Below are 17,662 nucleotides of genomic sequence, written 5' to 3'. Positions count from 1 at the left end.
ACGTTATTCTTGATCGTTAACAATAGCAATCGATAATGTCTCTTTGTAGACAATTAACTCGGTTCTATTTAAATATATATTCAGAATAAATTGGAGGTAATTAAATAATGAATGTACTCGAAACTGATTTGCCGGGTATCGGAAGAAAGTTCCACATCACGACTCGTGGTGGGGATAAGTTAGTTGTCATTATTCATGATGATGGAAGACGTGAATTATATCACTTTGAATATGATGAACCGGATGACAGTATCTCTATGATTTCAATGGATGATGATGAAGCTCGAATTGTTGCTGCGATTGTTGGTGGAATGACCTATGTTCCTAAAGCTCTTGAGAAAGTGGATATGGCGTTTGATGAACTCATTATTGAATGGTATAAAATTGCCGGCAGCAATAAAGCAGTAGGTAAATCGATTGGTGAACTTGATGTCCGTCAGAATTCTGGAGCTACGATCATCGCTGTTATTGAGAAGAATCATTCGAAGCACGTTAGTCCAGGACCGAATTTCGTGATCCCTACGGATGCTATTTTAGTCGTTGTAGGAGAACGTGAACAACAGAATTTATTCAAGCGAATCTTAATGGACGGAAGTGGTAACATAGATGAATCATCTGGTATTTGAAGTTGGAATGGCAATTGCCTTGATCGCAGCAGGCGGTCTGCTAGCGGCCAAGCTTAAGCTTTCGGTTATACCCTTTTATATATTGATTGGAATGGCTGTGGGACCCCATGCAGTGAACTTTTGGCATATAGATCTTCGGTTCATTGAGAGTGCCTCACTTATCGATTTTATGGGCCGTATCGGTGTGCTATTTCTACTGTTTTATCTAGGTATTGAATTTTCTATCGGACGCTTGATTAAGTCAGGTAAGTCTATTGTGACTGGTGGATCTATATATATCGGCATAAACTTTGTACTGGGTTTGTTACTGGGATGGTTCGCTCAATTTCCAATGGAAGAGATTCTTGTTATTGCAGGGATTACTACGATATCCTCCAGTGCCATTGTCGCAAAAGTACTCATTGATCTAAAACGTACAGCGAATACAGAGACAGAGATGGTACTTGGAATCACGATGTTTGAAGATGTATTTCTTGCAGTATATTTATCGATTCTATCAGGTGTTATTCTAAGTGATTCCTCAAGTGTATGGGGAGTGCTATTGACCGCATCCATAGCGTTAGGATTTATACTATTAATGATTATTCTTGGTCGAAAGGCAGTCCCATTGTTAAATAAGTTGCTCAATATCCGCTCTAATGAACTTTTTGTACTCGTTATTTTTGGTTCATTATTTCTAGTTGCTGGATTTGCAGAAACGATCCATGTGGCGGAAGCTATTGGGGCGTTACTCTTTGGACTTGTCCTCGCAGATACGGTTCACGTGAAACGAATTGAGCGCCTTATTTTACCATTCAGGGACTTTTTCGGAGCTATCTTTTTCTTTAGTTTTGGACTATCTATTGATCCATTTGAGATGTTAGATGCAGTATGGTTATCTCTAGCAGCAGTTCTACTAACGATTATAGGTAACTTAACGTCAGGGGTATTAGCTGGTAGAAAAGCAGGGCTATCCACTAAAGCTTCGTTTAATATTGGATTCACTATTATGGGCCGTGGCGAATTCTCGATTATTATGGCTAATCTAGGGAAGGCTGGCGGCCTTATGCCTATATTGCAACCTTTTACTGCGCTGTATGTATTAATTATGGCCATACTAGGCCCTTTATTATCCAAGGAGTCTAAGCATATCTACAATTTTATGGATAAAATATTCAAATTCAAAGATTCCAAACGTGGTAAGGCTAAGGTGAACCCTAAGTTACCAGAGGAAAGTGGAACATAGATTGATTAAGACTCATACCTGAAATGCTGTCCAAAGCTTTCTGCCGTTATAGGGAAGTCTATACCAGAAGAGGAGGATTCGCACTGAAATTACTAAGAACTTCGCTGAAACCAACAGAGTCATATGAGGTTGGAAGCTTTAAACGGTGGTTTATCCATGTGTTTTTTGTCATTGTAGGAAGTGTATTAGCGTCAGTAGGGTTGGAACTATTTTTAATCCCTAATCAGATTATTGTTGGTGGGGTGACAGGGATTTCCGCGATATTCGCTCATATTACGGAGATGCGGTTAGGTTTATTTCTTTTCTTATTGAATGTGCCCTTTATGGCAATGGCATACAGACATATTCGAAAAGAGTTTGTCGTGTTGACCATACTGGGATTAATCATATTCTCACTGAGCGCAATCCTTTTACATCCTATCCCTGCCTTAATCGAACATCCATTATGGGCTGCTATGGTAGGTGGAGTCTCGTTGGGGCTCGGCATCGGTATCGTCGTTCGGTATGGAGGAACGTTAGATACACTAGAATTGGCTGAACGTTCTATATGGAGAAATGGAGTTCCGGTTTCATTGGATAACAGCATCATGTTTATTAATTGTCTAGTGCTGGCGATTGCAGGTTTTATATTCGGGTGGGATCAAGCGATGTATTCTGTCGTTGCCTACTTGCTAGCATATGAGATGGTGCATTTAAGCATAAGGGGGTTCTCCTTATATCGGACTACGTATGTTCAAAGTACCAGGTATGAAGAAATTAAACTAGCATTGTTGTTACGTCTTAGTCTTTCGAATAGTTCAAAAGATCGGCTGTTTGAAGATGTAAACCATGAGCAGGATGAAAGTAGCCCTGAGGTACGTGATATTAACGGTGTAGCTAAACCATTAGTGTATAAGGTTCATATAGCGGAGAGGGCACAATTTAGAGCTCTCGTGAGGAGTATTGATCCTGATGCGAGCATCACAAGTGATTCGTCTAGCTTTTCGTCCGATAATCGTAGTTAGAAATCCACGGAACTGAAATATTGTACGCCAAAAGGCCGACCGCTATGTTAATTATGCGGTCGGCCTTTACTAGCAATAAGGTAATAATATCAGCCCAATAGTTTAGCCATTCATGACACTGCCACCATTGGCTCCAAGAACCTGCCCGGTATAAATGCTACCATCGTCTGAAGTAAGGAATAGAATGGATCTAGCGATCTCTTGCGGGAATGCTAGTCTATTTAATAACTGGCGCGAATCGTTCTTATCATGGGTCTCCTCAAGAGAGGAGCGAATGTCGGTAAATGTACCTCCAGGTGCGATAGCATTGACTAATACGTATGGGGCTAGTTCTCTAGCAAGCGATTTAGTGAACGCCGTAATGCCACCTTTAGCCGCTGCGTAATGTGCCAGTTCGGCAGCGCCTTGGCCCGCAAGGTCGGATGTAACGTTAATGATTCTGCCGGATTTCTGATCCCACATTCTGCGCGCTGCTTCACGAGAAGTATAGAAGGTACCATACATATGTATTTTGATCATCCGATCCCACTGCTCGTCTGTCATCTCCCTGACCGTTACCGTTTGAGCAATCCCTGCATTATTAACTAGAATATCTAATCTACCGAACAAATTATCGATCGCTGCAAATAAATTTTGTACCTGAACGGGATCGCTAACATCTGCATGAAATATTTCTGCTTGAACTCCGTAAGTTTCTGCTTGATTCTTAACATCCATGGCTTCTTTTTCGTCACCGAAATAGTTAATCATGACATGGATACCAGCCTTGGCAAATTCCAAGACGACTGCCTTACCAATTCCTCTACTTCCACCTGTGACTAAAGCGCATTTGACGTTTGATTCAATAGCCATTGTATAATCTCTCCTTATGATGAAAATGATGAAGTTAATATACCAAATAAGAGAATGAAAAACCATAGCATTTCAATTGTGAATGACATTAGTCCATGTTCGTCAGAATCGAATACTAAATTCACTTCGTTACATCGAAGCGAGGCGTGTTTCTCTTATTTGGAAGTATCCTGAATAAGCTCAATGACTTGATCGATGGTATTCGAATGATCATGTTGAGCCATTGCTGCAACCATTTGAGCCCGTTTAGAGATGAGTACATGAAGAGAGATCATAAATGATTCGTTGGTTAACTCTTCTTCTAATAGAACTTCAGCGTATCCTGCCTTTTTAAAAGATTGAGCATTCAATATTTGGTCTCCACGACTAGCTGCCTTCGATAGCGGGATTAATAGCATTGGTTTGTGGAGCGCTAGAAATTCAAAGATGGAATTAGAGCCTGCTCTTGTTACGACAGTATCTGCTGAGGCCATGACATCTGGCAGTTCATCATGGATATATTCGAATTGTTGATATCCATCCATATGAATAGAAGCATCGACTTGGTCTTTCCCGCAGATATGTACCACTTGGAACTGCTCAAGGAGAAAGGTTAGATTACTACGAATAGTCTCATTGATTTTTTTGGATCCTAAGCTACCGCCCATAACGAGAATGATCGGCTTGCTGTTGGTGAACTGAAGGAAGTTTAGTCCAAGAGTGGTATTGCCAGCTCGCAGCTCATCGCGAATAATAGCTCCAACATAAGTTGCCTTGTCACTCTTGATATGATCTATCGTTTCAGGGAAAGTCACACATACCTTCGTAGCTAGAGGAAGTGCGATTCGATTAGCGAGCCCGGGAGTAAGGTCGGATTCATGGATAATAATAGGAACCTTGTTTAATTTAGCGCCGATCACGACAGGGACAGATACAAATCCACCCTTGGAGAATACTACATCTGGCTTGATTTTTCGTATTAAATGGGTTGCTTCAAACACACCTTTGACGATGCGAAAGGGGTCTTTGAAATTCTCAACACTCATATATCGTCGAAGTTTGCCTGTTGAAATACCATGATAATCGACATGGTCAATGTTCTTGATGAGCTCAGACTCAATACCCTTCATAGAGCCTATATATGAAACATCCCATCCTAAAGCGATAAATCTTGGAATAAGTGCTACATTAACGGTGACATGACCTGCTGATCCGCCACCTGTAAATAAAATACGTTTGGACATATGTTAAACCTCGCATTGTTCTGGTTACTTCCGTAAGCCAGTTATTATAACTCCTACTTATAGAGGGTTTACCTGAACCATCGCTTGCTTGCCACTCAGTTGAATCCCGGTATGCTTGCTGCCCACTTCCGTAAGTTCCTTTAGTAGTCGCTCTAGCAACTCCTTTGCCTTTGGACCTTCTTTACCTTGTATGCGTACAACGAGTACGACTGCTTTTCCTGATTTCAAAAGCTTATGAGCCTGATTCTTCTTCGTATCGTAATCATGGTCTTCAATTTGGGGAGTAAGACGAATCTCTTTTACCTTATCATTCTTCTCAGGCTTGCGATCTTTTTGTTTAGATTGCTGTAGTTCCTGTTTAGCAGCTCCTGCTCCCATTAACCGGCAGGGCGGAGGGCTACTTAAGAGGGAAGTGCAGATCAGATCCACCTTGAGTCTTCTGGCCATAGATAAAGCCTCGGCGGTCGAGACAATGCCTAGGTCTTCACCATGAATCCCGGTTAACTGAACCTCGGAGGCTTTAATTTTTTCGTTCTTAATCATATATAAACACCTGGACTTTCACTTGGGATAATGACCCAATGTTAGCGCGTGGAAGGAGAAATATCAACTATTCTACGCAGGAAATAGGTTGTTATACAACTCCATGAGGTGGGCAATAAAAAAAGAGTTTAGAATTACTTTCACTCAGCCTTGCGTTTCACCAATCCATATGTTACACTGATCTCAGTTAGGAAATATTGATCGCTTTCACGTATTGAAAAGCGGCTTCAAGTTATAATGGAACTCTTTTCAATGTGTGAAACTTTTTTATATGTAAGTGTAAAAAAAGATCAGCATTAAATTAAACTTTTTGGAGGAATTACAAATGCAAACAGGTACAGTAAAATGGTTTAACGCAGACAAGGGTTTCGGTTTCATCGAAGTTGAAGGCGGAAGCGACGTTTTCGTTCACTTCTCAGCTATCACTGGCGACGGGTTCAAAACTTTGGACGAAGGACAACGTGTTCAGTTCAACGTAGTTGAAGGAAACCGTGGACCACAAGCAGAAAACGTAGTAAAACTGTAATACAAACAAGACTGCCCTTAACGTCTGTTAAGGGCGGTTTTTCTATACTTTCAGACATATGACGTTAAGGTATGATCTATCTTGCGGATGCCACTTTTTTTTGGTTAGGTATCCGTCTTTACTTGTTTGGTTTTTTAAAGTCTAATGAGGAGGTTGAGTATGAACTACCGCAAAAAATCGTTAGAGGAAATTCCAGAGGAAAATACTTCAATTTGGGCCTGTACAGATGAGAATTGTAAGGGATGGATGCGTGATAATTTCGCATTTGAACATGAACCGACTTGTCGGTTGTGCAGTTCCCCTATGGTTCGAGATGACAAGATGCTTCCTATACTTAACAATTCCAATGGTGACTTGAAGGCAATCAAGAAGGGCGTTCAAATCGAATAAGCTTAAGTCATATCTAGGGAGAATATTCAGCGTTCCGACGCTGGATGTGAATCATCTGATATGAACGAGCAACAGACCGTAATCCATATGGATTACGGTCTGTTTTGTGTTTGGGATATGGAGAAATATGTCTAGAAGTTATATCTTTTTATTTCTAAGAGCTCTAAGTAAGGCTATGATCGAAATGAATAAGGCTACAATAGATATAACTAGCGTAGTGATATCCATCGCTGAAGTAGAGCTAGTTGAATTTGAACTGGAAGTGTCTGACGTATTAGTAGGCTCTTGATCTACTTCCGATGGTGTGGCAGGTGCTGTTGTGCTGTGATCATGGTCATGTGCTGCGTTGTCATCAGCTTCCTCGGATGATGAAGCCGATGTAATTAAGGTGATGGTATGAGGTAAATCGCTGCCTTCCTCGCCCGTCCATTCTACAATGCTTCCATCTGAATAGTATTGATAAGCGTCCCATGCTATGGATGCATCCTCTTTCGGATTCACGGCTACGAAGTTAAATGTTTGAAATTCTCCGGCTGAGATCCCTTCCCCTGTAGCGGTCCATGTAATGGAGCTAACTTTGCCTGTAGCGTCTTTCTCGGTACTCGTTTGCCAATCTGGTGCAGGTTGATATTGTTTGAAATCTACTTCAGCTGGAATCTTCAGCGATACTTTCGTAGTTGGAATGTCCTTTTCAACGGGTATCTTAATGGTATAAGTTTCCCAAGCACCTGGGGTGGATGTCGTTGGTTTCACGGTGACATGAGCACTTGCGATACCAGCGAATAGCATTGAGCTTGCAACAGCTGAGATGAATAAGATAGATAATTTAGACTTTTTAAACAAGATGGATTCCTTCTTTCGTAATTAGATTGTTGTTGTACTATTTAGTACCCACTCTGATGGTGAAGTCCGTATCCCAACTATCCAGCGATGCTGATAGGATATGGACTTGAATATTCCATCGTCCGGCCATGCTGATTAGATCTTTTGCCATAAATGTAGAATTGGGTTCATAGGGAACGATGATCTCATACTTACCCATGTCCATATCTAGCGAGGTGAGCGTAAGTTTCACTTGTTGAATATTGTGGATCTCTTGACCTTTAGCATCCCGAACATCGATTTCAAACTGATTATTGCCGACAATGTTAGGGCTAATGCGGAGTGATATAACTTCTCCGCTGTCTAAAGAATTCGATACATGGACGGGACCCGGTGTACCTGTAGCTGTAGGTAAATTGGTTAGGATAGCTGCAAGTACAAGTGTAATGACACCAATGCTTAATTCGATCCATACACTACGTCCGACGGGTTTGTTCTTTCTTCCGCGTAGGAAGTTTACTGCTGCAAATACTAGCATAATGAGCACAAGACCACATTTGAGCAACAGTACTTGACCATATGACGTATTAAATAACGAATACAGTGTTGGTACATACTTTAGGCTGGCATAGATGCCACTCAGAATGACGATGGCGACAAGTCCGAATCCCCAACAGGAGAACGTGCGAATAACTCGGGAAATGGTCCCTTTGCGTTCCTCGGTGGAAGTTGGAAGTGAAGCCTCGCCCGGAAGAACAATAGCTAGCGCAAGTAATGAACCGATCCATACGCAAATGGCGGCTAAATGAAGGAAGTTCATTGTTATGGACAGAACCTTCAACTCAGAAGCAGCTGGATGGCCTATGAATGATTTGGATAAGAGAATACCCAGTGCCAGAGACAGAGCTAAGGAATAACCAATGATTCTCAAGCGACTTCCCCCAGATATCCGATGGGCAGCATAGATTACCCCTCCTAGAACAATTGCTAATCCCAATTGGATCAACCATATGAGACCGAAGTTCGTCTGGAACATTTGAGCTAACCATGGGGTTGCCCATAATTCAGTCCACTGAATACGTGCATCAATCGTCGCTTGTAGTGGCAGGCTCAACAGAATACTCACAAGTATACCGCCATAAGTTATCCATAATAACGTACGGCTACGCCTGGGCAATGGTAATGCGCCTTTGGGATTCGCAGGATACATAAAGCGATAGAAGCAGAGGATACCCATGAAGAAGGACATGCTTAAGTATAGTAGCCAGCGAATCGCAATCAAGTCTAATCCAGGAAAGGTGCTTGCGGACTGTGCAGTAGGGACAATAACAGAACTACTACCGTCTCCGACTTGAAAAGGAATACTACCTTCAATACGATGGCCATCCCCTGAAATAACATTCCATTTAACGACATACACGCCATCTGGCAGATTAGGACTGACATTTCCTTCAAGGGTATTCAGTTGGCTATCTGGAATGTAGCTATCATCAAGATCAACGCGTTCCCCAGCTGAATTCGTAACTTGAATATCGTGAAATGCAGGTTGAATGGATTCATTGAACTGGAGCATGATCTTAGCGGGGGACTGACTGATGATCTCGTTCGCAGTGGGTGTCGACTTCTGAAGATACGCATGCGCATAGGTGAGGGTAGGAAATAGAAACAAGCATAGAAATGATAGGACTATTCCAAGCCCAACTACTTTTTGGAGAGTTCTCAATGTGTGTTCACCTTTGACTGTTTAGTATTTTAAAATATAAGAAAGTATAAGTTTCACTTGAATCAATTTCATAATCGCCGATGCAGCTAAATCGAGTTGCGTAATTATGAAATTGATTCTTGATACTCTATTCCTTATATTTCCGCTGAAACGGGTGCCGTCTTTGAAAAGGGACGGCATTGACGTTTCTACTTGTTAATCCTATCATGAGGTTGTTTAAATTGTAATGACTCTAATGGGCTATACGGAATGAAAAAAAAGTGATTGTAGCTCTTATAGATGAATGATATCATTAGCGGCGGGCATGGAAGTCATGTTTATATTTACAATGTCCAATCGAATCTAGGGGTAGAATGATGTGGCATCTTTAAGAACGAATGACACCTATTCTCTGTATAATTTAGCATGGCCAATTATGCTGGAAATGTCTCTACAATTTATGATAGGGACAGTTGATACCATTATGGTCAGTAAAATATCGGATGAAGCTGTTGCAGCAGTAGGGATTTGCAATCAATTTTTTGCTGCTTTGTTTGTATTATTTGCTATGATTAGTGGGGGATCAGGCATATTAGTTGCCCAGAAGCTTGGATCGGGTAATGAGTTAGAAGCTCGCAAGGCGGCGTCGCTGGCTTTTTCATTTAACGTCATGATTGGAATTGCGGTCAGCATAGTTATACATTTCAATACAGATTTAATACTTGCTCTACTGCAGGTACCTTTGGAAATTCGACCTTTGGCACAGCAATATCTTTATATCGTAGGTAGCGGTGCACTTATGATGGCACTTCTTCAAACTTGTAGTACGATTATTCGCAATACAGGTAATACAAAAGCGACGATGATGATTGCTGTAGGAATGAATTTAATTCATATTCTACTTAATTATTTATTTATATTTGGTTCGTTTGGATTCCCAGAAATGGGTATGGTGGGAGTAGGGATCTCAACCGTCCTAAGCAGATCAATTGCGGTAATTATGTTGTTTATGATTTTGTTGAATAGCTTTAGCTCACGTCTAACGTTCGGTGAGTTCGTGAAATGGAATAAGAAGATTGTTAAGGAGATAGCGAAGATCGGTATCCCTCTTTCTTTAAGTGGCGGATCTTATTCGATTACTCAGTTAGTCATTGCCTCATTAATAGGGACGATGGGTGCCATGGAATTAGCGACACGTTCATATCTGTCAACTGTCGAGTCATTTGCCTTTCTATTCGGAATGGCTATAGCGATGGCTGTTCAGATTCGTACTGCGCATCTGTATGGTTCGGGAAAACGTGAAGAAGCGTACTCAGATGCATGGAAAGCTGTCAAATGGGGAGTCTTGCTTGTGGAAGTGAATACGCTAATTCTCGTCATATGCGGTAAATATATATTGGGCTGGTTTACGTCGGACGAGTCGATCATAGCAACGGGTGTATTCTTATTGATCGTTAATATTGTTCTTCAACCGGGTAAAATGATTAACATGACGATGGGTAACGCCCTGAATGCTGTGGGGCAAACACGTTATGTTATGACAACAAGCATCATTTCGATGTGGATTGTATCTGTTGGATTAGCTTATTTATTAGGAATTGTGCTAGAGATGGGACTCTTTGGTGTATATATCGCAATGATTGCAGATGAATATCTGCGTGGAGTTCTGGTGGCCTTAAGATGGAAGAAGAGAAAGGGACATATGAAGGATGTTTCTGTTCAAGCTTCCGAGGGAATAGCATTCTAGGTGCTGAATAGCTGCACTTAGCAAGGACCATGGCGTATCGGGGAGGATATCTAAGACTCAGCCTGGTCAGCGTCTCTACTCAAGCCTTAGCCTGATTTACAAGGGAACAATCATTTTCTGTAAGTTTTCAATAATGTTCATAGTTCTTTATACTTAATGAAGGACTTCATCTGCAAGTTCAAAAACAAGTCAGGAGTGATTTAGTTTATGAACCATGCTATGTTAGAACGTCGTAGTGAGATATTGAAGAGGAATATCCACCAAATGGTCATCCAAGATAACCAAATTGGAATTAGTGATCAGGAAAGTATGATTATGCAACATATGATTAAGGAGCTTCACCAAGCTTCCTACGAGATGAATGCAGCTGATAAAAGTTGAGATGATATGAACCTAAGATAGACTGCAGTATATGTACAATGAATTGAAGCGAATAACTCGTTGCACGGATTCCTTCGTGCAACGGGTTATTTATGTTGAAAGAGAGGAATGTTAGTTGGGTGAATGAGTGACTTTACATACCCTTGGGGGGTACGATATGATAAGAGTAAGGAATAAATATAAGTTATATAGATGAATAGGGGGAAACACCTATGGTAGATCATAAATTAGATGGTTCATTTGAAGAATTAGGCTCATCTGATTCTGAGAAGGCGGTTAACGACTGTCACGCAGACACTCATTCACGGAAGAGTCATCACTCGGTACAGACGAAGAAGCAGCTAGTGACTCGCTTGAATCGTATTGAAGGTCAGATTCGTGGTGTTAAAGGAATGATCGAGAAAGATACGTATTGTGATGATGTTCTGAATCAGATTGCAGCGATTCAATCCGCTATGAATGGCGTGGGTAAGTTACTATTAGAAGGACATATGAAGAGTTGTGTTGTGGAACGTATTGAAGCGGGAGAGCATGATGTTATTGATGAATTATTGATCACAGTCAATAAATTAATGAGATAAGCAACTAAATGGAGGAATTAAAGATGAAGCATGTTACATTGAACGTTGAGGGAATGTCTTGTAATCATTGTTTGAATGCCGTTGAAGGTGCTGTTAAAAGTGTAGGTGCGACAGGTAAAGTAGATTTATCTACTAAGAAAGTAGACGTTGACTTTGATGAGGGTAAGGTCAGCCTAGATACGATCAAAAAAGCTATTGTTGATCAAGGCTACGATGTAGTCTAAGGGTGATTAGTTGGATAGTTAGGAATGATTAAGCGAGGCAGACGGATGGGCAATTCCAATGCTCTCGCATTTTTTTATGGAATCACATACCCTAGTAGGGTATTCGTAAATAGTAAGTGTTAGGAAAGGGGACATGATAATGGAATCATCCAAACATACTGACGAAGAAAAAGCGCAGTTGCAAATAACAGGGATGACATGCTCTGCATGTGCCACTCGAATCGAGAAGGGATTAGCGCGCTTGGAAGGTGTAACGAAGGCAAATGTTAATTTGGCATTGGAGCAAGCTTCGGTAAGCTTTGATCCTAAACGCTTGGATGTAGGGAAGATCGAACAGAAAATAACCGATCTCGGTTATGGTACTGTTAAGGAATCTATGGACTTTGAGATCACAGGCATGACCTGTGCGGCATGTTCTACTCGGATTGAAAAGGGTCTTAACAAAATGGCAGGTGTCTCGCAAGCGAATGTGAATCTTGCTCTAGAGACAGCGCATGTAGAGTACTCCCCGGGGAATGTAAATGTACAAGATATCATTCGGAAAGTAGAACAGCTGGGCTATAAGGCCTCACCGAAAGGAGAAGCAAGAGATACAGCTGAGCTACGAAAAAGCGAAATAAACAGAAAGAAATGGATGTGGATCGTCTCAGGATTGTTATCTCTTCCACTACTGTGGGCTATGGTAGGGCATTTCTCATTTACGGAATGGATTCCTGTTCCGGCATTGTTCATGAATCCATGGTTCCAACTCCTCTTAGCGACACCTGTGCAGTTCATAATTGGTGCACAATTCTACATCGGAGCGTATAAAGCATTACGAAATGGTAGTGCGAATATGGATGTATTGGTAGCGCTGGGTACATCCGCAGCGTATTTCTATAGTCTATATCTTACGATACAGTCGCTTAGTATGGGGGCAATGGAGCACACGGTTGAAATGTATTACGAGACAAGTAGTGTATTAATCACGTTGATTCTGGTAGGGAAATGGTTTGAGGCTCTAGCCAAAGGCCGTTCATCGGAAGCGATTAAGAGCCTGATGGGGCTTCAGGCTAAGACGACACTTGTTGTGCGTAATGGCGAAGAGATGAACATTCCCATGGAAGAAGTTGTCGTTGGAGATGTGATCATCGTTAAACCTGGGGAAAAGGTGCCTGTAGATGGACAAGTCATTGAAGGGATATCTTCTGTGGATGAGTCGATGCTGACGGGTGAAAGTATACCGATAGAGAAGCAAGTTGGAGATAAGGTGATAGGTGCAACCTTGAATAAGAACGGTGTCCTTCACATCAAAGCAACGAAAATAGGTAAAGATACGACCTTGGCACAGATTATTCAGGTTGTGGAAGCTGCACAAGGCTCTAAGGCACCCATTCAACGGATTGCCGATGTGATATCTGGTATCTTTGTTCCAATAGTGGTGGCGATCGCAGTGATTACGTTTCTTGTGTGGTTTTTTTGGGTCGAGCAGGGTCAATTCGCTAGCGCTTTAGAGAAAGCGATCGCAGTACTCGTCATTGCTTGTCCTTGTGCCCTTGGCCTGGCGACGCCAACGTCTATTATGGCGGGATCTGGACGTGCAGCGGAATTTGGCATTCTGTTCAAGGGCGGAGAGCATTTGGAATCTGCACAGGGAATAGAGGTTGTTGTATTAGACAAGACAGGAACGGTTACTAATGGTAAGCCTATATTGACGGATGTTCTTCCTATTGCACCTATAATAGAGAGTTCTCTACTGCGTATGACTGCGGCCGTAGAGAAGCATTCTGAGCACCCCTTGGCGGATGCCATTGTGAGCGGAGCTATAGATCGAAGTAAAGGATTACCACTACCTGTTGCGAAGAAATTTGAGAATATCCCAGGGTATGGTGTCTCGGCATGGGTGGATGGTAGAAAGATGCTTGTTGGCACACGGAAGTTAATGTCTGAGAATGGTGTGGATATAGGTTCAGCCCATGAGGACATGAATCAGCTTGAAGAATCGGGGAAGACGGCAATGCTTGTAGCTATTGATGATAAATATGCAGGTATCGTTGCTGTTGCGGATACGATAAAGGAAACGTCTAAAGAAGCTGTGAATCGGCTGAAGAATATGGGTATTGATGTTGTCATGATTACGGGCGACAACGAGCGCACAGCTAAAGCGATTGCCGCACAGGCGGGGATCTCGACTGTCTTAGCCGAGGTGTTACCGGAAGGTAAAGCGGAGGAAGTGAAGAAGATGCAGCGATCTGGCAAAGTCATCGCGATGGTTGGAGATGGTATTAATGATGCGCCAGCTCTAGCTACTGCCAATATTGGTATGGCAGTAGGTACAGGAACGGATGTGGCCATGGAAGCGGCAGATGTCACTTTGATGCGTGGTGATCTGAATGCTGTAGCAGACGCTATTGTGATGAGTCGAAGAACGATGAGCAATATTAAGCAGAATCTATTCTGGGCGCTAGCCTACAATGCAATAGGTATTCCAATCGCTGCGGCTGGTTTCTTAGCCCCTTGGGTTGCAGGTGCGGCAATGGCCTTCAGTTCTGTCTCGGTTGTGCTTAACGCGCTTCGATTGCAACGAGTGAAGCTATAATAGACTGGCAAATGATAACGAAACTACATTTATAATAAAATAAGGAGCGCTTCTCATGAATGACACAATATCTCAGTTATTGAATCATCGTTCGATCCGAAGATTTACAGATCAGCCAGTTACCGAGGAGCAGTTAAACCTTATCGTTTCTTGCGCACAAATGGCCTCTACATCAAGTAATGTGCAGGCTTATAGCGTTATCGCAGTAACAGAGCCGGAATTAAAGAGGGAACTCGCTACACTTGCGGGGAATCAAGCCTATGTGGAGCAATGTTCTGTATTCCTAGTTTGGTGCGCAGATTTATATCGCCTGCAGCAAGTGACGGCACCACACTTAGTTGATCAACCTTCCTATGAGGATTCTATGGAGAATCTCATTGTTGCCACAACAGATGTGGCACTAGCGGCTCAGAACGCAGCGGTGGCTGCAGAGTCGATGGGGCTTGGAATTGTATATATTGGTGGTGTGCGTAACCATATTGCAGAGGTCTCTGATCTACTTGGTCTACCAGAATTAGTATATCCTGTATTCGGGATGTGTGTTGGATACCCGGATCAAGATACCAGCCTACGACCTCGCTTACCTGTGGATGCAGTGCTCCACAGAAATATATATTCGAAAGAACAGATCGTAGAGCAGGTGAAGGCTTATGATGAAACTACGAAGCAATATATGTTAGAAAGAACAATGGGGAAGAACGATACTCCGTGGTCTAAGACGATGGCTAATCGCTTGGCACAGCCTAATCGGTTGCATATGAAGGAATTTTTGTTGAGTAAAGGGTTTATGAACAAGTAAGCTATGTTTCAGAAAGACGCTGTGCCGTCCTTACAAGAGGGATGGCACAGCGTCTCTGCTTGCTCACTAGCATCTTTTTAGATTCCGTAAAATCGCTGAGTATTGGAGTGGATTATCTTACGGGCTGCATCTACGCTAATATCATGGATTTGACTCCATGTTTCAATCACATCAGAAACCATCCGTGGATGGGTCATTTGTCCAGAGAAGGGTCCTTCAAAGGGCCACGGTCCATCGGTTTCCGCCATGACCTGCTCTTTCGGATAGAGGCGGGCTAATTCTTGAATTTCAGCTTCATATAGAATATCTGGTGTGAAAGATATAAAATAACCGTTATTCGCCATGCGTTCTACAGTATCCGCGGAACCCTTGAACCAGTGGAAATGTGCCCGGGTTACGCCATGCTTTTCAAGTAAGTTGCATGCTGTAATTGCATCTTCATATACGGCATGTAGTATAATGGGCTTATCGTATATGGCGGCGAAAGAAATAAATTGTTCTAGCAAGACAATGTAAGGTGTTTGGTCAAATGATTGTCCAGTTTCCTTCGCTTCTAGCTGTGAATAATAAGGTAACCCCACTTCACCTACAGCGATCATGTCATGATGATGATCCTTCATCCATGATAACAGTTCGGCAACCTCTTCTGATGTTGGGAGCTGCTGCTCGGGATGGAATCCAAAGGCAGGATGAACGAGAGTAGGATGTAATCTTGCAATTTCTAGATTGCGGATGCTGGATTGGAGATTCATGGATACAGCTATAACCCCGCTTACGCCATCATTGGACAACTCTGCAAGGTGTAATGGTTGCTCACCACTATAAGAATCAAGGTGAATATGGGCATCAATGATTGGAGTATATGTTGATATGTTTATAATAAATGACCTCCTATACTAGAATGGTTGTAATCAACCTCAAGTAACATTATTAGAGCGGTATTGAAATGGAGTAGGTCTGTATTTATGACAAATATGATAGATCAAGCGATTGATTGGCTTTTAAATTTCACAGGATTAGAGGGTATTGCTATTATCCTTCTAACGATCATACTGGCGATTATTCAGAACTTTCTAGGTATCTTTCCATTTGCGACATTGATCGTGCTCCACATCTCGATATTAGGAGTTAAGGTTGGATTAATGGCTAGTTGGTTAGTAGGCTCAGTGGCTGCGATCGTTGTTTTTGTTATCTGTAAATATTTCTTTCATGATTGGTTTAACCAAAGATGGGGCAAGAGGCTAAAGCGATATGAAAAGTGGCAGTATGGCTTTGATAAATACGGAGCATGGGCGATTATATTTCTTCGTACTTTACCCATCATGCCCAATAATATTATCGCTTTTATGTCTGCTTTATCACCAATTAAAGTGTCTACGTATACCTGGTCCTCTATTGTAGGCACGCTCTCACATATATGGTTATTCGGCATAATTAGCTCATCGCTCATTTTCCCTGATATGGACTTACGGAAATTGATCGTATCATATGTCATATTTTGCATTGCACTCATTGTGATATTTGTAGTTACCCATCGTAGAAGCTTAAGAAAAATATGTGGAAAGGATAGGGCTGCGAGTGATTCGTAGATCCTATTTTTTTTGCTCTTCTTTCATCAACTGCGACAATTCCCGTTTTAACTTTAGAAAGGTAGGATCATCAGTAAGCTCTTCTCGTCGTGGTCGAGGGAGTGGCACATCTACGACCTGCAATACAGATCCAGGTCGATTTGAGAATACATAAATGCGGTCGGATAGCAGCAAAGCCTCCTCGATATTGTGAGTGATGAATAAGACAGAACGCTGATTCTCTTCCCAAATATTAAGTAGCCAACGCTGCATATCACTTCGCGTCAATGCATCCAACGCACTGAAGGGTTCATCTAGGCATATTAGTTCTTCTGGGCTGAGAAGTGCGCGTAGGAATGCAACTCGCTGTTGCATTCCACCGGATAGCGTGTGAGGATATGCTTGTTCGAATCCGGAGAGACCCACCTTAGCAATCCACTCTCGAGCTTCCTTACGTGCGTCTTTCTTGGATGTACCCTTTATTTCTTGTGCAAGAATGACATTATCTTCAATGGTTCGCCAAGGAAATAGAGCGGGTTGTTGTGGCATGAAGCTAATATGGCCTCGTTCTCCCGTGACTTCGCGTCCATTCATCCATACTTCGCCAGAATCGGGTTGTACTAATCCTCCAATAATATGAAATAGCGTACTTTTACCGCATCCTGAAGGACCGACGAGAGAGACGAATTCTCCTTGTTCTACGGTAAGGGAAACACCATTCAGCACAGATAAATCTTGGCCTTGTTTACCGAAGCTTTTGTTAATATCAGTGACTTTTAAGGCTTGTGATGCTGAATGGACGTTACCACTTAGGATATTGTCTTTCGGTATATAGGATTCCAACATGAGAAACACGTCCTTCATAAGTTAG

The 17,662-nt window shown here is 42.1% G+C and carries 19 protein-coding genes; 12 read left to right on the top strand and 7 right to left on the bottom strand.

Annotation, left to right across the window (positions count from 1 at the left end; all coding sequences use genetic code 11):
* Positions 1 to 107 precede the first annotated feature (107 nt).
* The 3 genes from ACP8HI_RS19880 to ACP8HI_RS19870 are packed head-to-tail and all read left to right on the top strand — an operon-like array spanning position 108 to position 2,855.
* Entirely contained in the window at positions 108 to 626 is a 519-nt protein-coding gene (locus ACP8HI_RS19880) for a cation:proton antiporter regulatory subunit (protein WP_438347902.1), read from the top strand.
* On the top strand, positions 607 to 1,851 hold the full coding sequence (locus tag ACP8HI_RS19875; protein WP_438347901.1) for a cation:proton antiporter: 1,245 nt from the start codon (positions 607 to 609) through the stop codon (positions 1,849 to 1,851). Before ACP8HI_RS19880 ends, ACP8HI_RS19875 begins: the two co-directional genes overlap by 20 nt.
* Positions 1,852 to 1,874: 23 nt before the next feature.
* Positions 1,875 to 2,855 (top strand): YitT family protein, encoded by a 981-nt coding sequence (locus ACP8HI_RS19870; RefSeq protein WP_438347900.1) that lies wholly within the window; start codon positions 1,875 to 1,877, stop codon positions 2,853 to 2,855.
* Positions 2,856 to 2,957: 102 nt separating this feature from the next.
* Here the strand turns inward: ACP8HI_RS19870 and ACP8HI_RS19865 are convergent, their stop codons facing one another.
* The 3 genes from ACP8HI_RS19865 to infC form a co-directional block, all read right to left on the bottom strand.
* A complete protein-coding gene (locus tag ACP8HI_RS19865) occupies positions 2,958 to 3,707 on the bottom strand; it encodes an SDR family NAD(P)-dependent oxidoreductase (RefSeq protein WP_438347899.1) in 750 nt (249 codons plus the stop codon).
* A 155-nt stretch (positions 3,708 to 3,862) separates the two neighbouring features.
* Complete coding sequence (locus ACP8HI_RS19860) at positions 3,863 to 4,930, bottom strand: undecaprenyldiphospho-muramoylpentapeptide beta-N-acetylglucosaminyltransferase (RefSeq protein WP_438347898.1); 1,068 nt, start codon at positions 4,928 to 4,930, stop codon at positions 3,863 to 3,865.
* A 57-nt stretch (positions 4,931 to 4,987) separates the two neighbouring features.
* A complete protein-coding gene (gene infC / locus ACP8HI_RS19855; protein ID WP_438347897.1) occupies positions 4,988 to 5,473 on the bottom strand; it encodes a translation initiation factor IF-3 in 486 nt (161 codons plus the stop codon).
* 325 nt (positions 5,474 to 5,798) lie between these two features.
* On the opposite strand from infC, the gene ACP8HI_RS19850 reads away from it, so the two are divergent.
* Both ACP8HI_RS19850 and ACP8HI_RS19845 read left to right on the top strand, forming a co-directional pair.
* Positions 5,799 to 5,999 (top strand): cold-shock protein, encoded by a 201-nt coding sequence (locus tag ACP8HI_RS19850; protein ID WP_036651712.1) that lies wholly within the window; start codon positions 5,799 to 5,801, stop codon positions 5,997 to 5,999.
* A 159-nt stretch (positions 6,000 to 6,158) separates the two neighbouring features.
* A complete protein-coding gene (locus ACP8HI_RS19845; RefSeq protein WP_438347896.1) occupies positions 6,159 to 6,389 on the top strand; it encodes a cold-shock protein in 231 nt (76 codons plus the stop codon).
* Positions 6,390 to 6,527: 138 nt separating this feature from the next.
* On the opposite strand, the gene ACP8HI_RS19840 is transcribed toward ACP8HI_RS19845, so the two are convergent.
* Both ACP8HI_RS19840 and ACP8HI_RS19835 read right to left on the bottom strand, forming a co-directional pair.
* Positions 6,528 to 7,232, bottom strand: a complete 705-nt coding sequence (locus ACP8HI_RS19840; RefSeq protein WP_438347895.1) for a YcnI family copper-binding membrane protein — start codon at positions 7,230 to 7,232, stop codon at positions 6,528 to 6,530.
* A 37-nt stretch (positions 7,233 to 7,269) separates the two neighbouring features.
* Complete coding sequence (locus tag ACP8HI_RS19835; RefSeq protein ID WP_438347894.1) at positions 7,270 to 8,934, bottom strand: copper resistance CopC/CopD family protein; 1,665 nt, start codon at positions 8,932 to 8,934, stop codon at positions 7,270 to 7,272.
* Between the two features lie 358 nt (positions 8,935 to 9,292).
* Here ACP8HI_RS19835 and ACP8HI_RS19830 point away from each other — a divergent pair, with 358 nt between their 5' ends.
* The 6 genes from ACP8HI_RS19830 (at position 9,293) to nfsA (ending at position 15,223) form a co-directional block, all read left to right on the top strand.
* Entirely contained in the window at positions 9,293 to 10,660 is a 1,368-nt protein-coding gene (locus ACP8HI_RS19830; RefSeq protein ID WP_438347893.1) for an MATE family efflux transporter, read from the top strand.
* Between the two features lie 207 nt (positions 10,661 to 10,867).
* Complete coding sequence (locus ACP8HI_RS19825; RefSeq protein WP_438347892.1) at positions 10,868 to 11,041, top strand: hypothetical protein; 174 nt, start codon at positions 10,868 to 10,870, stop codon at positions 11,039 to 11,041.
* 212 nt (positions 11,042 to 11,253) lie between these two features.
* Positions 11,254 to 11,622 carry a metal-sensitive transcriptional regulator gene (locus ACP8HI_RS19820; protein ID WP_438347891.1) on the top strand — a complete coding sequence of 123 codons (369 nt, stop codon included), beginning with the start codon at positions 11,254 to 11,256 and terminating at the stop codon, positions 11,620 to 11,622.
* A gap of 23 nt (positions 11,623 to 11,645) precedes the next feature.
* Entirely contained in the window at positions 11,646 to 11,846 is a 201-nt protein-coding gene (locus tag ACP8HI_RS19815) for a copper ion binding protein (protein WP_438347890.1), read from the top strand.
* Between the two features lie 139 nt (positions 11,847 to 11,985).
* Complete coding sequence (locus tag ACP8HI_RS19810; RefSeq protein ID WP_438347889.1) at positions 11,986 to 14,424, top strand: heavy metal translocating P-type ATPase; 2,439 nt, start codon at positions 11,986 to 11,988, stop codon at positions 14,422 to 14,424.
* Between the two features lie 55 nt (positions 14,425 to 14,479).
* Positions 14,480 to 15,223: an oxygen-insensitive NADPH nitroreductase gene (gene nfsA, locus ACP8HI_RS19805; protein WP_438347888.1), complete on the top strand. Its 744-nt coding sequence runs from the start codon at positions 14,480 to 14,482 to the stop codon at positions 15,221 to 15,223.
* A gap of 77 nt (positions 15,224 to 15,300) precedes the next feature.
* On the opposite strand, the gene ACP8HI_RS19800 is transcribed toward nfsA, so the two are convergent.
* Positions 15,301 to 16,101 (bottom strand): TatD family hydrolase, encoded by an 801-nt coding sequence (locus tag ACP8HI_RS19800; protein ID WP_438351911.1) that lies wholly within the window; start codon positions 16,099 to 16,101, stop codon positions 15,301 to 15,303.
* A gap of 87 nt (positions 16,102 to 16,188) precedes the next feature.
* On the opposite strand from ACP8HI_RS19800, the gene ACP8HI_RS19795 reads away from it, so the two are divergent.
* Complete coding sequence (locus ACP8HI_RS19795; RefSeq protein WP_438347887.1) at positions 16,189 to 16,812, top strand: TVP38/TMEM64 family protein; 624 nt, start codon at positions 16,189 to 16,191, stop codon at positions 16,810 to 16,812.
* A gap of 3 nt (positions 16,813 to 16,815) precedes the next feature.
* Here ACP8HI_RS19795 and ACP8HI_RS19790 read toward each other — a convergent pair whose 3' ends face one another.
* The gene (locus tag ACP8HI_RS19790; RefSeq protein WP_438347886.1) at positions 16,816 to 17,637 is read right to left on the bottom strand and encodes an ABC transporter ATP-binding protein; all 822 of its coding nucleotides are present in this window, start codon (positions 17,635 to 17,637) and stop codon (positions 16,816 to 16,818) included.
* Positions 17,638 to 17,662 lie beyond the last annotated feature (25 nt).

Origin of the sequence: Paenibacillus sp. FA6 (assembly GCF_051550225.1) — a bacterium.
Classification (GTDB): Bacteria; Bacillota; Bacilli; order Paenibacillales; family Paenibacillaceae; genus Paenibacillus_AQ.
The sequence above is the reverse complement of the archived record's forward strand: the minus strand, read 5'-3'. Positions and strand labels throughout refer to the sequence as shown.

Coding starts and splice junctions, on each gene's coding strand:
- ACP8HI_RS19865 (WP_438347899.1), bottom strand. CDS start 3,707: ATGGCTATTGAATCAAACGTCAAATGCGCTTTAGTCACAGGTGGAAGT.
- ACP8HI_RS19860 (WP_438347898.1), bottom strand. CDS start 4,930: ATGTCCAAACGTATTTTATTTACAGGTGGCGGATCAGCAGGTCATGTC.
- ACP8HI_RS19880 (WP_438347902.1), top strand. CDS start 108: ATGAATGTACTCGAAACTGATTTGCCGGGTATCGGAAGAAAGTTCCAC.
- ACP8HI_RS19875 (WP_438347901.1), top strand. CDS start 607: ATGAATCATCTGGTATTTGAAGTTGGAATGGCAATTGCCTTGATCGCA.
- ACP8HI_RS19810 (WP_438347889.1), top strand. CDS start 11,986: ATGGAATCATCCAAACATACTGACGAAGAAAAAGCGCAGTTGCAAATA.
- ACP8HI_RS19845 (WP_438347896.1), top strand. CDS start 6,159: ATGAACTACCGCAAAAAATCGTTAGAGGAAATTCCAGAGGAAAATACT.
- ACP8HI_RS19850 (WP_036651712.1), top strand. CDS start 5,799: ATGCAAACAGGTACAGTAAAATGGTTTAACGCAGACAAGGGTTTCGGT.
- nfsA (WP_438347888.1), top strand. CDS start 14,480: ATGAATGACACAATATCTCAGTTATTGAATCATCGTTCGATCCGAAGA.
- ACP8HI_RS19870 (WP_438347900.1), top strand. CDS start 1,875: ATGCTGTCCAAAGCTTTCTGCCGTTATAGGGAAGTCTATACCAGAAGA.
- ACP8HI_RS19795 (WP_438347887.1), top strand. CDS start 16,189: ATGACAAATATGATAGATCAAGCGATTGATTGGCTTTTAAATTTCACA.
- ACP8HI_RS19820 (WP_438347891.1), top strand. CDS start 11,254: ATGGTAGATCATAAATTAGATGGTTCATTTGAAGAATTAGGCTCATCT.
- ACP8HI_RS19825 (WP_438347892.1), top strand. CDS start 10,868: ATGAACCATGCTATGTTAGAACGTCGTAGTGAGATATTGAAGAGGAAT.
- ACP8HI_RS19790 (WP_438347886.1), bottom strand. CDS start 17,637: ATGTTGGAATCCTATATACCGAAAGACAATATCCTAAGTGGTAACGTC.
- infC (WP_438347897.1), bottom strand. CDS start 5,473: ATGATTAAGAACGAAAAAATTAAAGCCTCCGAGGTTCAGTTAACCGGG.
- ACP8HI_RS19815 (WP_438347890.1), top strand. CDS start 11,646: ATGAAGCATGTTACATTGAACGTTGAGGGAATGTCTTGTAATCATTGT.